Consider the following 15,382-nt stretch of genomic DNA (forward strand, 5'->3'; position numbering starts at 1 on the left):
CTACTCTTCCCTCTCGGATGTCGGGTCCGATCGCAGGAAGTCGCGACGTTTCTCAGCCCAAGCGTCGAGGCAGGACGGGTCTTCGAGCGCCGCCGCACCGAGCGCCTGACAGCGTCTCAAGTCAGCCTGCCGCAGATCGGTCTGCTCAGGTGTGACAGGCGCGGGCCTGATCACGATCTCGTCGTCACGGCTGATCTCCAGCAATGCGGCGAGGAGCGCGAACAGCACGAAGACGCCTGTGCCAAGCCGTATGAGCACTGCCCGTTTCATCGTTAGCCACCGCTAGGGAACATTTGGGCATTGCCCGGCCGGTAACCGGTGCCTGGTTCGAGAAACCGGCGGCGCTGTTCTCGGGCCTGTTCCTGGGCGGCGGCACGCTGCGCGGCTTCCAGATTCTGGGCGCGTCCCTGTGCTGCGACCACCGCCGTGAGGTCGGATATCTGCTGGGTCTGAAGCGCGAGCAGTTGATTGCCCGCCTGCGTTGCCTGCAAGGCTCCGGTCGCCGACTGGCTCGCGCCGACGAGCGCTTCCATCTGGGCGCGATTGCTGTCGATATTGCCGACAACGCCGGCCTGAACGCGCATCGCGTCCTGCAAGCCTCCAACCGTGGTTTGCCAGCGCTCCTTGGCACCGTCGATCAGGGCACGGTCGGATGCCGTCATCGAGGCCCCGCCATAGGTGGTCTCGAAAGCACGATCGATCTGCTGAACGTCGAAGGCGATCTTCTGCGCCTCGCCCAGGAGCTGCTGGGTCCTCGCCACCGATTGCTGCAACTGTTGCAGCGATGAGTATGGCAAGCTCGTCAGATTGCGGGCCTGATTGATCAGCATCTGCGCCTGGTTCTGCAGCGAGGTGATCTGGTTGTTGATCTGCTCCAGCGCGCGGGCGGCCTGCAAGACGTTCTGCGCATAGTTGGTCGGATCGTAGACGATCCGGCCGAACCCGAACGCCTGGGCCGGGGTTGTCAGAACCGGCGCTACCGCGAGCGGGCTGGCCAGCAGCAATGCAGCCGCAAACTGGCGCATGTGAAATCCTTTGGTGGTCATGGGGTCATCTCCTTCTTGGTGGGGGTGGTGGACTCGATGCCAAGGTCGAGCGCGATCTGGGCGTCTGCGTCCGACGCCGCCTCGCGAGTGTCGATATTGGCGAGATCGGGAATGAGATCGGCGGCCCATCCAACGCCGCGTTCGATGAGCCAAGCCTCGGCAAATCCTTCTCGTCCGTGTTCCGTAAGGATGCGGGCGATCGCGACCTGATCTGATTTCGCGGATGTGGTGGTGAAGGCGAGTGCGACCTCGCCCAGACCGAGCTCGAACAGCCGGTTGCCGCGCCGCGACTGGCAATAATAGTCGCGCTTTGGCGTTGCGCGGCTGAGGATCTCGATCTGGCGGTCGTTGAGGCCAAAGCGCCGATAAATGCTGGTGATCTGCGGCTCGATCGCGCGTTCGTTCGGCAGGAACAACCGGGTCGGACAGCTCTCGATGATTGCGGGCGCGATCGGTGAGCCGTCGATGTCTGACAGTGATTGCGTGGCGAAGACGACGCTGGCGTTCTTCTTGCGCAGGGTCTTCAACCATTCCCGCAGCTGCCCGGCGAAGCCTTCGTCGTCGAGCGCCAACCAGCCCTCGTCGATGATCAGCAGGGTTGGGGTTCCATCGAGTTGACCTTCGATCCGGTGGAACAGATAGCCAAACACGGCGGGCGCGGCCCCGGTGCCGATCAACCCTTCGGTCTCGAATGCCTGGACCCTCGCTTCGCCGAGCCGCTCGGCTTCGGCATCGAGCAGGCGACCGAAAGGGCCACCGACGCAATAGGGCTGCAACGCGCGCTTCAGATCCTGCGATTGCAGCAGTACGGAAAGTCCGGTCAACGTGCGTTCGCCGGCTGGCGCGGAGGCAAGCGATGACAGTGCCGACCAAAGATGATCCTTCACCTCCGGCGTCACGGTCACGCCTTCGCGCGCCAATATGGCTGCGATCCAGCCTGCCGCCCAGCTTCGTGTGGCCGCATCGTCGATGCGCGCCAGCGGCTGGAGCGCGACTGGCTCCGACGCGTCGTCCGACAGCGCGCCGCCGAGATCGTGCCAGTCACCACCCATGGCGAGCGCAGCGGCGCGGATCGAACCGCCGAAGTCGAAGGCGAAGACCTGGGCGTTCGCGTAACGGCGAAACTGCAGCGCCATCAATGCCAGCAAGACTGATTTGCCCGCACCAGTCGGGCCAACCACCAAGGTGTGGCCGACATCGCCGACATGAAGAGAAAACCGGAACGGGGTCGCGCCTTCGGTCTGGCCGAAGAACAGCGGCGGTGCTGCAAAATGCCCGTCTCGTTCCGGCCCCGCCCAGACCGCCGAGAGCGGGATCATATGGGCGAGATTGAGTGTTGAGATCGGCGGCTGCCGGACATTGGAATAGACATGGCCCGGCAGAGAACCGAGCCAAGCCTCGACCGCATTCACAGTCTCGGCGATGCAGGTGAAGTCGCGGCCCTGGATCACCTTCTCGACGAGGCGCAGCTTTTCGTCGGCGCTGCGAGAATCCGCGTCCCAGACCGTCACTGTTGCGGTAACATAGGCTTCCCCAATCAGGTCGGAACCGAGCTCTTGCAGCGCCGCATCGGCATCCATCGCCTTGTTATGCGCATCGGTATCCAGAAGCGCCGAGGCTTCGTTGGTCATGATCTCCTTGAGGATGGCGCCAATCGACTTACGCTTGGCGAACCATTGGCGGCGAATCTTGGCGAGGAGCCGTGTTGCATCGTTTTTGTCGAGCATCATCGCCCGCGTCGACCAGCGATAGGGAAAGGCGAGCCGGTTGAGATCGTCGAGAATGCCGGGCGTGGTGGCGCTCGGGAATCCGGTGATTGTGAGCACCCGCAGATGCGCATCTCCCAGCATCGGCTCGAGACCTGCGGTGAGAGGCTGGTCGGCGAGCAATGCGTCGAGATGCATCGGCACTTCGGGTACGCGGACCCGCTGCACTTTGGTGGAAATGGATGAATGTAGATAGGTCAGCGTCTCGGCATCATCGAGCCAGGCGCATTCGGGCATGAAGCCTTCGATGAGTTGCAGCACGCGGTTGGTGCGGTCGACAAAGCCCGCCAGGGTCTCGCGGGCATCGACACCAGCCACTCTTTCTCGGCCCTCATAGAGAAACCGTTCGGCGCGCGCTGCCTCTTCGGCGGGCGGCAGGAACAGCAGCGTCAGGAAATAGCGGGATTCAAAATGAACGCCTTCCTCTTCGAACTGCGCTTTGCGTTCGGTATCGACCAGGGCCGAGGCGGCGTCGGGAAAGCGGCTTTCGGGATAAGAGCTGGCAGGTACGCGCTGCGCCTCGACGAACACCGCCCAGCCAGAACCCAATCGGCGCAATGCATTGTTGATACGTCCTGCGACCGCGACCAGTTCCGCAGGTACGGCGCTATCGAGATCGGGACCGCGAAACCGTGCCGCGCGCTGGAACGAACCGTCTTTGTTGAGAACCACGCCATCGCCGACAAGCGCGGCCCAAGGCAGAAAGTCTGAAAGGTGGTTCGAGGTGCGGCGATATTCGGCGAGGTTCATCATCGATCACACCCCAAGATGGCCGGGGATGCGCACATGGCGGCGCACGACATCGACGAAAAGCGGATCGCGCTTCGCTGCCCAGACCGCCGCGAAATGCCCGATAGCCCAGATCAAAATGCCGACCAGCCAGAGACGCAGGCCGAGCCCGACGGCCGCGGCCAGTGTGCCGTTCAGAAGGGCGATGGAGCGCGGCGCGCCGCCCAAGAGGATCGGCTCGGTCAGGGCGCGATGCACCGGGATCACGAAGCCGGGGATGGGATCGGCATGGTCCATCAGATCACCGCCCCGCCGCCGAAGGAGAAGAAGGACAGGAAGAAGCTGGAGGCCGCAAAGGCGATCGAGAGACCGAACACGATCTGGATCAGCCGCCGGGCACCGCCCGACGTGTCGCCGAAGGCGAGTGTCAGGCCGGTGATGATGATGATCATCACGGCGATGATCTTGGCAACCGGGCCTTCGATGGACTCGAGGATCGATTGCAACGGCGCTTCCCACGGCATGGATGATCCGGCAGCGTGGGCTGTCGAGGCCATCGTGAGAGACACGAACGTGGCGATACAGATCGTGTCGACCCGTCGGCGGAAGGGGTGAGCGTCGTTGAGCATCATATCGATCCTTGTGCTGTTGTGGATGTGAGGCGGTAGTCGCCGTCGGCGCCGAGACCCTCGACGCGGGCGAGTTCGGAGAGGCGTCGGGCGGAGCCGCGGCCCGACAGGACGGCGACCAGATCGATGGTTTCGGCAATCAGTGCGCGAGGGACGGTGACGACGGCTTCCTGTATGAGTTGCTCCATGCGCCGCAGCGCCCCCAGCGCGGTCCCGGCATGGATGGTGCCGATGCCGCCGGGGTGGCCTGTGCCCCATGCCTTCAGCAGATCAAGCGCCTCGGACCCGCGCACTTCGCCGATCGGGATACGGTCAGGCCGCAGGCGCAGCGAGGACCGCACGAGGTCGGAGAGTGAGGCGACATTATCCTTGGTGCGCAGCGCCACGAGATTCGGTGCGGCGCATTGCAATTCGCGCGTGTCCTCGATCAACACGACCCGGTCATCGGTCTTGGCGACTTCGGCCAGCAATGCGTTGGTGAGCGTGGTCTTACCCGTAGACGTCCCACCTGCCACCAGAATGTTGTGACGCTCGGCGACGGAAGTGCGCAAAGTCGCGGCCTGCGCGCCGGACATGATCTTGGTTGCCACGTAGTCATCGAGTGTGAAGACGGCGACAGCGGGTTTGCGGATGGCGAAAGTCGGTGCTGTTACGACCGGTGGCAAAAGCCCTTCGAACCGTTCTCCCGTCTCGGGAAGCTCGGCAGAAACGCGCGGGCTCCCGGCGTGAACCTCGGCACCGACATGGTGGGCAACCAGTCGTATGATCCGTTCGCCATCGGCAGCGGAGAGGCAGTCATCGGTGGCGCAAAGACCTTCGGATAGGCGGTCGATCCAGAGCCGCCCATCGGGGTTGAGCATGACTTCGACGATTTGCGCATCGTCGAGATATCCGGCGATCGCGGGGCCGAGGGCTGTTCGCAACATGCGGCTGCCGCGTGAAATCGCCTCTGATTGTTGGAATAACATCGTCATGCTCGTCCCCGTGTGGTGGGACGTCATATGTCGGTCCCGGCTCAAGGACGATTAAAAGAACCGGAATTTGGGGCAGCGCAACAGCGTCAAGGGCGTAGTAGTGCGCAGGCGTGGAAAGACAGGGAAACGGCGGGGTTGCTCAAGAGATTGAGTGAACGACTTCGATAAAATGGTATACGAAACTGTTAGCAGTCGTTCGTGACGATTGCGGCGAACGTCTGGAGCGACCGCTCTGTGCCGGGTGCCATCGCGGATCCGAATGACCGCGTCTCGGACATTGCAGGGACACCGATCCTTCATCATGCAAGCTATGGAGAGGCCGACATACTCACGTGAGGGGCGGTGCGCGCCGTTCGACGATCTTGCGCTTCACCAGTGATGTGCTGGTCGAAGCCTTCTCGGAAATCTTTTCCAGGATCTTGTCGATCTCTTCCATGGAGCGGACGTGCAGCGTGGCAACGAAGCAGTCGTCGCCCGTAACCTTGCTGCATTCGATGATCTGAGGCGTTTCGATGATGAGGCGTTCCACCGGCTGGACCTTGCCCGGCATCGGTCTGATGCGAACCACTGCCTCTAGGGCATATCCTAAGGCTTTGGGATCGAGATCGACGGTGAAGCATTTAATGATACCGATCTGTTCGAGCCGCCGTATCCGTTCGGCAATGCTGGGCGAACTCAGGCCGATCTCACTTGCCAGATCTTTCAATGAGGTCCGGGCGTCGGCGGTGAGGCAGGCAATGATTCCACGGTCTTTCTGATCCATGCATTATTTCCTTAGTCAACTTTTCCTTTTTGCCTGCGGAAGTTTAGCCCATTCAGCAAAAAGCCTTTCCAGAAGCATATATCAGGCTATCCAACGCGGCTAGACTACCTTGTCCAGAAAGTAGGAGGCTCTATGACGACCCAGACGCGTGGCATCGCCGAGATGACCGTTGCAATGATCATCTCGGGCACCATCGGATGATTTGTGCTGGCTTCGGGACGTCCGGCATTGGACGTTGTTTTCTGGCGCTGCGTCTTCGCTGCCGGGGCTCTCGTGGCCTACTGCTATTTTACCGGAGCTTTCCGAGCGAAGGTTACGCGCCGGCAGCTTGCCATTGCGGTGCTTGGAGGCGTCGCCATCGTCTTGAACTGGCTGTTGCTATTCGTTTCCTATCGCTACGCTTCCGTCTCGATCTCGACAGCGATCTACAATGTCCAGCCCTTCATATTACTTGGTTTCGGGGTTTTCCTGTTTGACGAGCGGTTTACCTTCGCCAAGCTCAGCTGGCTCGGGCTGGCTTTCGCTGGACTGCTGTTGATCCTGCTCGAAAAGCCGACGGCCGATTACGTCCGGGGGAGCTACGCTTGGGGTGTGCTCTTCGTTCTCACCGCAGCTACCGGATGGGCCATAGCCGCTGCCACTACGAAGTATCTGACGGGAATGCCTCCTCAGTTGATCGCATTGATCCATGTCCTGACAGGCGTCGTCATCCTGCTGCCATTCGCCGACTTGGTCGATCTGCCGTCCGGGGGGCGGGCTTGGACGTTACTGGCGATCGTAGGGCTAGTCCACACCGGATTTATGTATGCGCTGATGTATAGCGCGGTGCAGCGCCTGCCCACACATCTTCAAGGCACGCTGACATTCATCAACCCCGTCGTCGCGATTCTCACAGATGTCCTCGCGCTTGGCCATTTCCTCCACTGGACGCAGCTTCTGGGCATTGGAATCATCCTTATCTCTGCCGCAGGCACGACGGTTCTTCCGCGCCTGATTGTCACGCGTGCGGCGCAAAGCGTAGCCGCTGCCGAGGGCGACCGAAGCAATATCAGTAACGCAGATCGTGCTGACCGGTAGTACTCAATGTGTCGCATCGAAAGCCGTCGTTCGTCCAACATGCTGTAATCGCAGCAACGTCCCGCATCGCGACAAGGAAGTTCAACTCGGCCAATGACTACATTGGCGGCTCTTTTTGATGACGATCAGAGTTGCCGTTGGTCAATATCCTCCGAAATCTCCTGCCTCAGTTTCGGTCCTTGCGCCATTCGTCGCCCGAGGGCGGCAACGAATGCATCATAGCGGCTTCCCGCTTGGGCTTTGGCCGCAGCTTGTAGGGGCTCCGGTAGAGGCGGTGTCGTCGTCAACCAGAACCGGATGAATACCGCCAGCGTCTCGACCGAGATACCGGTGTCGCGTTCCATGCGGGCAATACGGCGGTCGATTTGGTCGAGCCGCTTTGTGGTTGCCGCTTCCTGCCGTTCCGCCGCATCGGGCGAGAGAAACGATGCAATGGCGGCTTCGGCGACGAGGGATCGAGAGTGATCGCGCCGCGCCGCATAGTCGGTGAGCGCCGCCATGATGTCAGGATCGAGATAGACGGAAAGGCGTTGCTTCTTGCGTTGTTTCATCGCCAGGTCCTCACAAGTCAATGCCATCGTCAGGATCGAGCGTTGCTCTTTGAGCGGCTTGGCGCGCTTGTTGGTCGAATAAGCGAAGTTGCGCGGCTAGGTCGCTCGACGGCCTCTTGAGATCGGGTTCGAACTCATTGTCTATGGGTTTGACCGCGTCCGCCGTGTGCGCTTGGTCGAGCTCCGCCTGTTTGCGCTTTTCGTGCTGGGTGTCACCCGCTGCGTCCAGATCACCTGGTGCTACCGGATCGCTGATGTCCGGACGTGGCGGCAGCGGTCTCGCGCTCCAATCGTCGGCGTGACCTTTCGTAGCATTATCGAGATCGGGCGGTGCCAGAATGCGCGCCTGGAACTGTGGGTCCTCGAAGTAGCGTGCTTTCTTGGCTCGGATCGGCGGAGTGCCTGCGACCATGACGATCTCGTCGGTGGGCGGAAGCTGCATCACTTCGCCGGGCGTGAGGAGGGGCCTCGCCGTCTCCTGTCGGCTGACCATCAGATGGCCGAGCCAGGGCGACAGGCGATGCCCGGCATAGTTCTTCATCGCTCGCAGTTCCGTCGCGGTGCCGAGCGCATCGGACACGCGCTTCGCGGTGCGCTCGTCATTGGTGGCGAAGCTCACCCGAACGTGGCAATTGTCGAGGATCGAATTGTTGGGGCCGTAGGCCTTCTCGATCTGGTTGAGCGACTGCGCGATCAGAAAGCTCTTGAGACCATAGCCCGCCATGAAGGCGAGCGCGCTCTCGAAGAAATCGAGACGACCCAGCGCGGGGAACTCGTCCAGCATCAGGAGCAGACGCTGCCGTCTGTCGTGACCGGTCAGATCTTCCGTCAACCGCCGCCCGATCTGATTGAGGATCAGGCGGATCAGCGGCTTGGTCCGATTGATGTCCGATGGCGGCACGACGAGGTAGAGCGTCACGGGCTCAGCCCCATTCACCAGATCGGAAATACGCCAGTCACAACGGCGTGTGACCTTGGCGACGACGGGATCGCGATAGAGGCCGAGGAATGACATGGCGGTCGAGAGAACGCCCGACCGCTCGTTGCCGGATTTGTTCAACAACTCGCGCGCGGCGCTTGCGATCACCGGATGCGGGCCAGCCTGTCCAAGGTGGGCCGTGACCATCATGGCCTTGAGCGTCGTCTCGATGCCGCGTTTGGGATCGGACAGGAAATTGGCGACGCCTGCGAGAGTTTTATCCGCTTCAGCATAGAGGACATGCAGGATCGCGCCGACCAGCAGTGCGTGACTGGTCTTCTCCCAATGGTTTCGTTTCTCCAGCGAGCCTTCCGGGTCGACCAAGATGTCGGCGATGTTCTGGACATCGCGCACTTCCGATTCGCCGCGGCGCACTTCCAGCAACGGGTTGTAGGCAGCAGATTGAGCGTTGGTGGGATCGAAAAGCAACACGCGGCCATGCCTGGAGCGGAAGCCGGACGTGAGTTGCCAGTTCTCGCCCTTGATATCGTGGACGATGGCCGAGCCCGGCCAGGTCAGCAGCGAGGGGATGACCAGTCCGACGCCCTTACCGGACCGGGTCGGCGCGAAACAGAGCACATGTTCGGGTCCGTCATGGCGCAGATAATGATGATCAAGTTTTCCGAGTACGACACCGTCCGGAAAGAACAGTCCTGCGTCTCTGACGTCTCGTGTCTCTGCCCAGCGCGCCGATCCATAGGTATCGACATCTTGGGCTTCCCGAGCGCGCAAGACGGACATGAAGATCGCGACGCCAACCGCGAGGAATCCACCAGATGCCGCGATGATCGCACCTTCAATGAAAATGGGCGGGGCATAGGCGTCGTAGGCGTACCACCACCAGAAGAAGGCCGGCGGATAATACACCGGCCACCCAAGCAAGTCGAACCAGGGTTCGCCGAGCTGCGGCTGGAAGCCGAGCCGCAGCGCGGTCCATTGGGTCGCAGTCCATGTCGTGGTCAGCACGATCAGCGACACGATAATGATCTGGCCCCAGAGAATTTTCGTCGCTTGCATGTTCCTATCCTTTCCCGGTGGTCGACGCCGCTAGTGACCGAGCCCTCGGTTTCCTCCCAAGGCCCAATCCACCCCGCCGCTGCCGCGCGCGATGCCGGAGATGTGCTTGCCAAGATGCCTCTCGATCGAGGGCGTCCAGGGCACAAACTGGAAGCCAAGCCCGTCATCGATCATGGCGAACCGGCCTGAGGCGAGTGCGATGCGGCGCTGATAGGTCCCGGAGACGTATTCGTCGCTCGCGGACGGCGTGTAGGGACGACCGATTTCGGCTGCGAGTTTCTCAGCGACGGAATCCAGTTCGCGCTTGCGTAGCGTATTCAGAAGATCGCGATTGAAGATCACGCGCCGGCCCTGTCTCTTCGCCAAGCCTTCACTAATCAGATGCTCGGCGCGCCGTTCCAACGCGTCGCTGACTTCAGTGCCGAACCCGCCGCCACCGATCGGCATCGGTTCGCTGGAGATGGCCTGCCGGTCGAGCCAGGTCGCACCGGTCGCCGTCACCTGCCGTTCGATGGCGAGATCAGATCGCACCGCGAGCGCTACCCGGCGGCGGCCTTTCGCATCGCCGAACTTCCGCAGTTCAACAATCGATCCAGGCGCGCTGTCTCCAGCGGCATCAATGTGAGGAAGGCGGATGTGATGGGTGCGCCCATCGATACCATCGATCACGGCAAAGGCTGTGCCCTTCAGTTCATCGTCGAGGCCTCGATCGACGAGTCGTCCGATAACCGGATCATTGAGGCTTTCACCGGCGAGTACGTAGCTCGCTGCTCCACGTTCGATGCCGCGTTCGGTGAGGCTGCGATGAATGCGCTTGATGATATCGCCGCGTTCGCCGAGTTCTCGCAAGGTCGTCTCAGCGCTCTCGTCAATCACCCATTGGCCGGGGCCGATCTGGTCGGCGAGACCGAGGGTTTCCAGCTTGCGCAGCCGCCCAACTTTCAGTGCGTGATGATCATCCGGCTGACGGCCGGGCTGGGGTGCGAGATCGATGACGCCGTGTCGACTGCTGTCTCTCTCAAGCTGTCGGTCCATACTGGTCCAGCGCTCGCTTTCAATTTGCCGTTCGAGCGTACTGCGGATGTCGAGATCGGTGCGTGGTCCGAGTTCGAGCGTGATGAAATCGCGCGCCCGATCGCGCATACCCTCCTTGATGTAGTCGCGTGAAATGACAAGGTCCTCGCCATTATCCTGGACACCGCGCATGATGAGATGGATATGCGGATGCTCAGTGTTCCAGTGATCGACGGCGACCCAGTCGAGTTTCGTACCGAGATCCTTCTCCATCTGTCCGGCAAGATCGGCGGTGAAGGATCGAAGGTCCGCCATCTCCAACGCGTCATCAGGCGAGACGATGAAGCGAAAATGGTGGCGGTCGTCTTCGCAGCGCTCGGCGAATGCCTTCGCGTCTATCTCCTCTTCGTCTGGTCCGAAGAGTTTTGCCTTCTCACCGTCGCGGGTGACGCCTTCGCGACGCAGATAGGTTAGATGGGTGGCAAGCGGTGCACCGCGTCCATTGTTGCGTACGACGCGCGCCTTGACGACGGCACCACGGGAACGCGCCGTGATAAACCTGTTGGCCTGCACGGTGGCCCGCTGCCCGCGTCCGAAACGCGAGCGACTGCCGGAGACGATCGTTCCCCTGCGCGAGAAGGAGCCGCCGGCCTTTTGTGCAGCGGCCAACGCCTGAGCGATGAAGGGTCGCGCGCGCTGACTGGACGATGATCGAATGCGCCCCGGTCGGATGCGGAACTCGTCTTCGCCACTCATGACGAAGACCCCGCACATCGCGCAAACGGCTTGGAACTATTGGAAAAGAAGGGGAATCGCAGGCTGCGCCCAAAGTGCACACATCGTGTTTGCGCGAAGTAACCCCTTGATAAACCACGACCGCCCATGGCCACACATCGTGGCCTTTTATCCTGCCATCCCCTTCCTCTGTCTTCTGTCGCTCCCCTCAACACACGCCACGCCACGCTGCTGCTTTCGGACGTGCGAATTGCGGATGCTCTCGTCATGGCGAGTTCTCCCCGCGCGACTGGTCGACGAACACGGGTTCGTGCTGCGCATTGTTCGTGTCGTTAGGGCGCACGCGTGATGTCACTTGGCCGTCTGCCGAACCGCTCTCGGCCTGCGCCCGATCTGCAGCCGATTTACGCTGCGAGCGGTCGATGAACAGCGGCGCTTCGCGCCAATCCGGGGGTGGAGGAGCGACAGTGGCCGTGCTTTCCGGTAGTGCCAGACCGAGCATCGGCAGCAATCGTGCCATGTAAGCCCGTGTCTCGCGCGGGAGCGCGCGACCGCGATCGAGATGCTGTTGGTAGCGCTCGGGACCGGCATTGTAGGCCGCGAGGAAACCGGGCGATCCGAAGCGGTCATACATCTCTCGCAGATACGCCGTGCCGCCGAAAATGTTGGCGCGGGGATCGAAGGGGTCGCGTCCGAGACGGTGGCGCGCGCTTAATTCGGCCCATGTCTCGGGCATGATTTGCATCAGCCCCATCGCGCCCGCGCTGGAGACGGCACGGGTTCTGCCCGCGCTTTCGACCTGCATGACGGCGCGGATCCAGCGCTCCGGAATGCGAAACCGTTGCGAGGCTTCGGCGATGTGCGCCGCATGGGAAGTCTGCGCGGATCGCTCGGCGGGGGCACTTTGCGCGAACGTGATCGTCGGCAGAGCGGCACCGCAGAAAAGGCCGGAAAGGAGAAGGAGGGCTGCATACCGGACGGCAAGCGGCCGCCCGGTGGCTGTGCGATGACGTGGAATGGGCATCGCACTATGCCGTTTCGCGGCGTTTCGGTGGCCGGTTCCAGGCCAGCAAATAGGCGTCGTTGTCGCTCACCGAGTGGAACAGGTTGGCGTGAATCGGATGCGGCAAAGCCGGATCGTCGATCAGCACCGAAACGTAGTCGCCTGCCCTTTCGCCGGTGCGCTTCCAGCCTGCACCGACTTCCAGCGCCTGTTCGTCGTTGCCGATATGGACGCGGTAGTCCGGTGCGTTCTCGGCATCGGTTCGCTCTGCCGGAACAAGCGTCAGTTGGGCGCTGAGGGTGAGCGTCTTGAGGTGTCCGCGATATCCGTCGCGGGTGCGGGTGAAATGTCCGATATGTGCCATGGTATTGTCCTTTCATCTGGTGTTGGAGGGAGGTTGAGTGCACCGATCAATCGGTGCCGGTGCGCCATCGGTAACGGCCCGTGCCGGGCTCAATGGTCCAGACCGGGACCGCCGTTCCGATGATCGAACTGGCCGGGATCGGCCCGAAATACCGCCCGTCGAGGCTGTTCCGGGCGTCGCGATTCATGAGGAAGACTTCATCACGGGCGATGCGCCGACAGCCGTGCCAGACCGGCATAAGGCGGCCGAACGTGTCTTGTTCGAGCGCGTCGCCCATCGCGATGCCGTCGACGGTGATGGTGCGATTAATGCGGCAAACCGTCTGTCCGGGCAGTCCGACAACACGTTTGAGCAAGAGGATATCTGGCGGCAGATAGCCACGCTCGACGGCGAAGCGTTCGAGCGGTTCGGGTGCATCGACGACGACAAGATCGGGGATTTCGAGACCGTCCGCTGACCGCACCTGATAGAACCCGATCGGCGCGGAAGGGCTGGCGTTCCAGATGATCGCCGTGGGAAGTTCGACAAATGCCGGAATAGCGATGGCAGCGATTGCGACCGCACCAACGCGTGACCATGTGCGGCGCTTCATCGGCTCGCCCTCCGACACTTCAGCCAAGCGGAATGACGTGCCTGCGTGTAGGTTCGGGGTTCCAAACGAGCGGTGAGCCGGTTATGAACGTGCCGCCAGTGATCGGGCGAAACGTCGGCGGGATCGATACCCTGCGCCTCGATCGCATCGATGATCTGGAGAATGCGTTCGACCTTGGGCCAGCTCTCGGCATTCAGCAGGATGTTTCCACCGGGACGCACGTAGGGCAGTGTCTGGTAGGGCTCATTGGGGCGAACGGCGCGCACGATGGCGATGCGCGAGAGGATCGTGCCGTAGTTGTTGGACTGCCAGCGGAGGAAGGCGAAGATGCTGCCGGGCGCGAAACTGACGATACGGCGACGTCGATCGATGATGCGTTCCTTGGCGACGCGGCCGAAACGGATCCAGTGTTCGATCGTCTTCTCGACCCAGATCAGTTCGACATGGGTGAGCGTGTCTCGATTGTACGCCGTGGGCGTATTAATTGCAGAAGTGTTGTGGGGGCAATCACCGGTCATTGCGCGTCTCCGCAGTGCCGGAAACGCGCGTCTCAACGCGGTTTTCCACATGATCCCGAGCTCTACAAAAGTTAGATTCTGGGTTAGACTCTAAGTTAAGGGTGCGATTTTCGTCGCTTTTGCAGTGAGTTAAGCCCGATTTCGGTTCCCGATAGCACGACACCCCGGTTCCCGATGGCACGATAGGTCGGGTTCCCGATAGCACGAGGCCGTCCCCAGTTTTTCCACAGGGTGCGGGCTCGAAGGCGAGCAAGGTCTTGCCGCCGATCTCGAACTCGATCGAGAGGATGTATCCCGGCAATGGCTGACGGCGGACGATGTCGCGCAGTTCGAAAGCGAAGCGCTTGAACGGCGATAGGCTCCCGGACTTCAGATAGAGGTGTCGAAACTCGAACCGCCAACCGCCGCGTTGGCGTCCGCCATGCTTGCGCACGATACGATAAAGCCAGCGATCAAAACCGCCTGTGAGGGAGAAATAGGAGGGGTCGATGGTAAGGATCAGCGTATCGTCGAGGACGGCGCTGTAGAACCAGTCCGGAACGATCAGTTCGATTCCTAGCGGGCGACCGGCGTGATCGGTGCGCTCGACCCACTCGTTGATCCACGAGAAACGGTGCCGCCGTCCCGATGCCGGTTGCCGGATCGTTGTCGCCACTGTTGTGGATTGCAGACGGTCGAGCGCCGCCTTGAGACGCATATAATCGCGCGCGCTGACGCCACGGCCAATGAAGGTGAGAATCTCGTAGGGCGTTGCGGCCATGAGGCGCGACGTGCGCAGCCCGGCGTCGCGTGCTTCGACCAACTGGCTGGCGGCCCAGATCAGGATGTCGGCATCCCAGATCGTCGCCATCCCGTGTTCCGGCACGGCTTCAACCCGGATGACCACACCGGCGACAGCGTAGTCGATGGGCTTGACCCGATGCGATTTGGACAAGCTGAAGAACGGATAGGCCATCAGGTCCTGCGCATCGCGTGGGGCGGGATCGGCGCTGCAAGCATAGAATAGCTCGAGCTGTGCGCGGTCGGACGTGGTTGGCTGCTTCTTCGTCATGACGAAATCTGCCGAATCGATCAGCGAGACCAGTCGCCGGAACCGGCGAGTGTTCTTTCGTCATGGCGTTTGGCGGGCAGAACCGATCCGCGTGGATCAGACGTCGAAGTGACGGTGCCGCGATCGGCCCAGGCCTGCAGGTCCTCGATGGAGTAGACGACGCGCCCGCCGAGCTTGCGATAGGCGGGACCGGTGCCATAGGTGCGGTGTTTTTCCAGCGTCCGGCCTGACAGGCTCAGGAAATGGGCGGCTTCGGGAGTACGCAGATAGCGTGGCGGCAAGCCGGTGGGATTGGCGGACATGATCGGACCTCCGTGGGTTGCGTTCAAGCCGCTGAGAAACAGCGGCGGATTGCGGCCACGATGGCGAAGAGAAGCCGGAAAGGGGGATGGGGAAGTAGCGGGGGGTAAAATCTCACCCCCGCGATTTGGTCAAGTCCATGGCCAAATGCTCGGAACGCGGTTGATCGACGCTGCTTGCGCAGGCCAGCATTATTTCCAGACGGTGCCTAAAACTTAGAATGTCACAGTTCAGGAATGGCGGTACCGAGTCGATCTTGCAGATCTTCCGGAGA

Annotated in this window: 18 protein-coding genes; 2 read left to right on the top strand and 16 right to left on the bottom strand. The window is 61.6% G+C overall.

Going from position 1 to position 15,382, the window contains the following annotated elements; translation table 11 throughout:
• From trbK-alt to trbB, 6 genes are read right to left on the bottom strand one after another with little or no spacing between them, the layout of a single operon-like run.
• Positions 1–270, bottom strand: coding sequence for a putative entry exclusion protein TrbK-alt (gene trbK-alt / locus FQ320_RS17500; RefSeq protein ID WP_148474576.1), 270 nt, complete (start codon positions 268–270; stop codon positions 1–3).
• Between the two features lie 2 nt (positions 271–272).
• Positions 273–1,046, bottom strand: a complete 774-nt coding sequence (trbJ, locus tag FQ320_RS17505) for a P-type conjugative transfer protein TrbJ (RefSeq protein ID WP_148474578.1) — start codon at positions 1,044–1,046, stop codon at positions 273–275.
• Entirely contained in the window at positions 1,043–3,565 is a 2,523-nt protein-coding gene (gene trbE / locus FQ320_RS17510; protein ID WP_148474580.1) for a conjugal transfer protein TrbE, read from the bottom strand. The genes trbJ and trbE overlap by 4 nt, the downstream gene beginning before the upstream one ends.
• A 3-nt stretch (positions 3,566–3,568) precedes the next feature.
• A complete protein-coding gene (locus FQ320_RS17515) occupies positions 3,569–3,838 on the bottom strand; it encodes a VirB3 family type IV secretion system protein (protein WP_148474582.1) in 270 nt (89 codons plus the stop codon).
• A complete protein-coding gene (locus tag FQ320_RS17520) occupies positions 3,838–4,170 on the bottom strand; it encodes a TrbC/VirB2 family protein (RefSeq protein ID WP_148474584.1) in 333 nt (110 codons plus the stop codon). Before FQ320_RS17520 ends, FQ320_RS17515 begins: the two co-directional genes overlap by 1 nt.
• Entirely contained in the window at positions 4,170–5,144 is a 975-nt protein-coding gene (gene trbB / locus FQ320_RS17525) for a P-type conjugative transfer ATPase TrbB (protein WP_148474586.1), read from the bottom strand. The genes FQ320_RS17520 and trbB overlap by 1 nt, the downstream gene beginning before the upstream one ends.
• A 198-nt stretch (positions 5,145–5,342) precedes the next feature.
• On the opposite strand from trbB, the gene FQ320_RS25745 reads away from it, so the two are divergent.
• A complete protein-coding gene (locus FQ320_RS25745; RefSeq protein WP_187393943.1) occupies positions 5,343–5,480 on the top strand; it encodes a hypothetical protein in 138 nt (45 codons plus the stop codon).
• Here FQ320_RS25745 and FQ320_RS17530 read toward each other — a convergent pair.
• On the bottom strand, positions 5,473–5,907 hold the full coding sequence (locus FQ320_RS17530) for an Lrp/AsnC family transcriptional regulator (RefSeq protein WP_148474588.1): 435 nt from the start codon (positions 5,905–5,907) through the stop codon (positions 5,473–5,475). The two genes, FQ320_RS25745 and FQ320_RS17530, sit on opposite strands and share 8 nt — an antisense overlap.
• A 228-nt stretch (positions 5,908–6,135) precedes the next feature.
• Between FQ320_RS17530 and FQ320_RS17535 the strand changes: the two genes are divergently transcribed.
• A complete protein-coding gene (locus FQ320_RS17535; protein WP_222861630.1) occupies positions 6,136–6,984 on the top strand; it encodes a DMT family transporter in 849 nt (282 codons plus the stop codon).
• A 125-nt stretch (positions 6,985–7,109) separates the two neighbouring features.
• Here FQ320_RS17535 and FQ320_RS17540 read toward each other — a convergent pair whose 3' ends face one another.
• The 9 genes from FQ320_RS17540 to FQ320_RS17580 all read right to left on the bottom strand — a co-directional run bounded on the left by FQ320_RS17540 (position 7,110) and on the right by FQ320_RS17580 (position 15,110).
• Positions 7,110–7,535, bottom strand: coding sequence for a ribbon-helix-helix protein, CopG family (locus FQ320_RS17540; protein WP_148474590.1), 426 nt, complete (start codon positions 7,533–7,535; stop codon positions 7,110–7,112).
• A 10-nt stretch (positions 7,536–7,545) separates the two neighbouring features.
• Positions 7,546–9,531 (bottom strand): conjugal transfer protein TraG, encoded by a 1,986-nt coding sequence (locus tag FQ320_RS17545; protein WP_148474592.1) that lies wholly within the window; start codon positions 9,529–9,531, stop codon positions 7,546–7,548.
• Between the two features lie 30 nt (positions 9,532–9,561).
• The gene (locus FQ320_RS17550; protein WP_148474594.1) at positions 9,562–11,301 is read right to left on the bottom strand and encodes a VirD2 family relaxase/mobilization nuclease; all 1,740 of its coding nucleotides are present in this window, start codon (positions 11,299–11,301) and stop codon (positions 9,562–9,564) included.
• 244 nt (positions 11,302–11,545) lie between these two features.
• Complete coding sequence (locus FQ320_RS17555) at positions 11,546–12,304, bottom strand: lytic transglycosylase domain-containing protein (RefSeq protein WP_148474596.1); 759 nt, start codon at positions 12,302–12,304, stop codon at positions 11,546–11,548.
• Between the two features lie 4 nt (positions 12,305–12,308).
• Positions 12,309–12,647 carry a DUF736 domain-containing protein gene (locus FQ320_RS17560; protein WP_148474598.1) on the bottom strand — a complete coding sequence of 113 codons (339 nt, stop codon included), beginning with the start codon at positions 12,645–12,647 and terminating at the stop codon, positions 12,309–12,311.
• Positions 12,648–12,693: 46 nt separating this feature from the next.
• On the bottom strand, positions 12,694–13,239 hold the full coding sequence (locus FQ320_RS17565) for a S26 family signal peptidase (protein ID WP_148474600.1): 546 nt from the start codon (positions 13,237–13,239) through the stop codon (positions 12,694–12,696).
• Positions 13,236–13,757, bottom strand: a complete 522-nt coding sequence (locus FQ320_RS17570) for a DUF2840 domain-containing protein (protein ID WP_148474602.1) — start codon at positions 13,755–13,757, stop codon at positions 13,236–13,238. Before FQ320_RS17570 ends, FQ320_RS17565 begins: the two co-directional genes overlap by 4 nt.
• Positions 13,747–14,808, bottom strand: coding sequence for a replication initiator protein A (locus FQ320_RS17575; RefSeq protein ID WP_148474604.1), 1,062 nt, complete (start codon positions 14,806–14,808; stop codon positions 13,747–13,749). The genes FQ320_RS17570 and FQ320_RS17575 overlap by 11 nt, the downstream gene beginning before the upstream one ends.
• A gap of 20 nt (positions 14,809–14,828) precedes the next feature.
• Positions 14,829–15,110: an AlpA family transcriptional regulator gene (locus tag FQ320_RS17580; RefSeq protein ID WP_148474605.1), complete on the bottom strand. Its 282-nt coding sequence runs from the start codon at positions 15,108–15,110 to the stop codon at positions 14,829–14,831.
• Between the last annotated feature and the right edge of the window lie 272 nt (positions 15,111–15,382).

It is taken from the genome of Oceaniovalibus sp. ACAM 378, assembly GCF_008085915.1.
In the GTDB taxonomy this organism is placed as follows: domain Bacteria; phylum Pseudomonadota; class Alphaproteobacteria; order Rhodobacterales; family Rhodobacteraceae; genus Oceaniglobus.

What these genes read in the sequence shown, in the direction of transcription:
- trbK-alt (WP_148474576.1), bottom strand. Translation starts at nt 270, where the DNA reads ATGAAACGGGCAGTGCTCATACGGCTTGGCACAGGCGTCTTCGTGCTG.
- trbJ (WP_148474578.1), bottom strand. Translation starts at nt 1,046, where the DNA reads ATGACCACCAAAGGATTTCACATGCGCCAGTTTGCGGCTGCATTGCTG.
- trbE (WP_148474580.1), bottom strand. Translation starts at nt 3,565, where the DNA reads ATGATGAACCTCGCCGAATATCGCCGCACCTCGAACCACCTTTCAGAC.
- FQ320_RS17515 (WP_148474582.1), bottom strand. Translation starts at nt 3,838, where the DNA reads ATGGACCATGCCGATCCCATCCCCGGCTTCGTGATCCCGGTGCATCGC.
- FQ320_RS17520 (WP_148474584.1), bottom strand. Translation starts at nt 4,170, where the DNA reads ATGCTCAACGACGCTCACCCCTTCCGCCGACGGGTCGACACGATCTGT.
- trbB (WP_148474586.1), bottom strand. Translation starts at nt 5,144, where the DNA reads ATGACGATGTTATTCCAACAATCAGAGGCGATTTCACGCGGCAGCCGC.
- FQ320_RS17530 (WP_148474588.1), bottom strand. Translation starts at nt 5,907, where the DNA reads ATGGATCAGAAAGACCGTGGAATCATTGCCTGCCTCACCGCCGACGCC.
- FQ320_RS17540 (WP_148474590.1), bottom strand. Translation starts at nt 7,535, where the DNA reads ATGAAACAACGCAAGAAGCAACGCCTTTCCGTCTATCTCGATCCTGAC.
- FQ320_RS17545 (WP_148474592.1), bottom strand. Translation starts at nt 9,531, where the DNA reads ATGCAAGCGACGAAAATTCTCTGGGGCCAGATCATTATCGTGTCGCTG.
- FQ320_RS17550 (WP_148474594.1), bottom strand. Translation starts at nt 11,301, where the DNA reads ATGAGTGGCGAAGACGAGTTCCGCATCCGACCGGGGCGCATTCGATCA.
- FQ320_RS17555 (WP_148474596.1), bottom strand. Translation starts at nt 12,304, where the DNA reads ATGCCCATTCCACGTCATCGCACAGCCACCGGGCGGCCGCTTGCCGTC.
- FQ320_RS17560 (WP_148474598.1), bottom strand. Translation starts at nt 12,647, where the DNA reads ATGGCACATATCGGACATTTCACCCGCACCCGCGACGGATATCGCGGA.
- FQ320_RS17565 (WP_148474600.1), bottom strand. Translation starts at nt 13,239, where the DNA reads ATGAAGCGCCGCACATGGTCACGCGTTGGTGCGGTCGCAATCGCTGCC.
- FQ320_RS17570 (WP_148474602.1), bottom strand. Translation starts at nt 13,757, where the DNA reads ATGACCGGTGATTGCCCCCACAACACTTCTGCAATTAATACGCCCACG.
- FQ320_RS17575 (WP_148474604.1), bottom strand. Translation starts at nt 14,808, where the DNA reads ATGACGAAGAAGCAGCCAACCACGTCCGACCGCGCACAGCTCGAGCTA.
- FQ320_RS17580 (WP_148474605.1), bottom strand. Translation starts at nt 15,110, where the DNA reads ATGTCCGCCAATCCCACCGGCTTGCCGCCACGCTATCTGCGTACTCCC.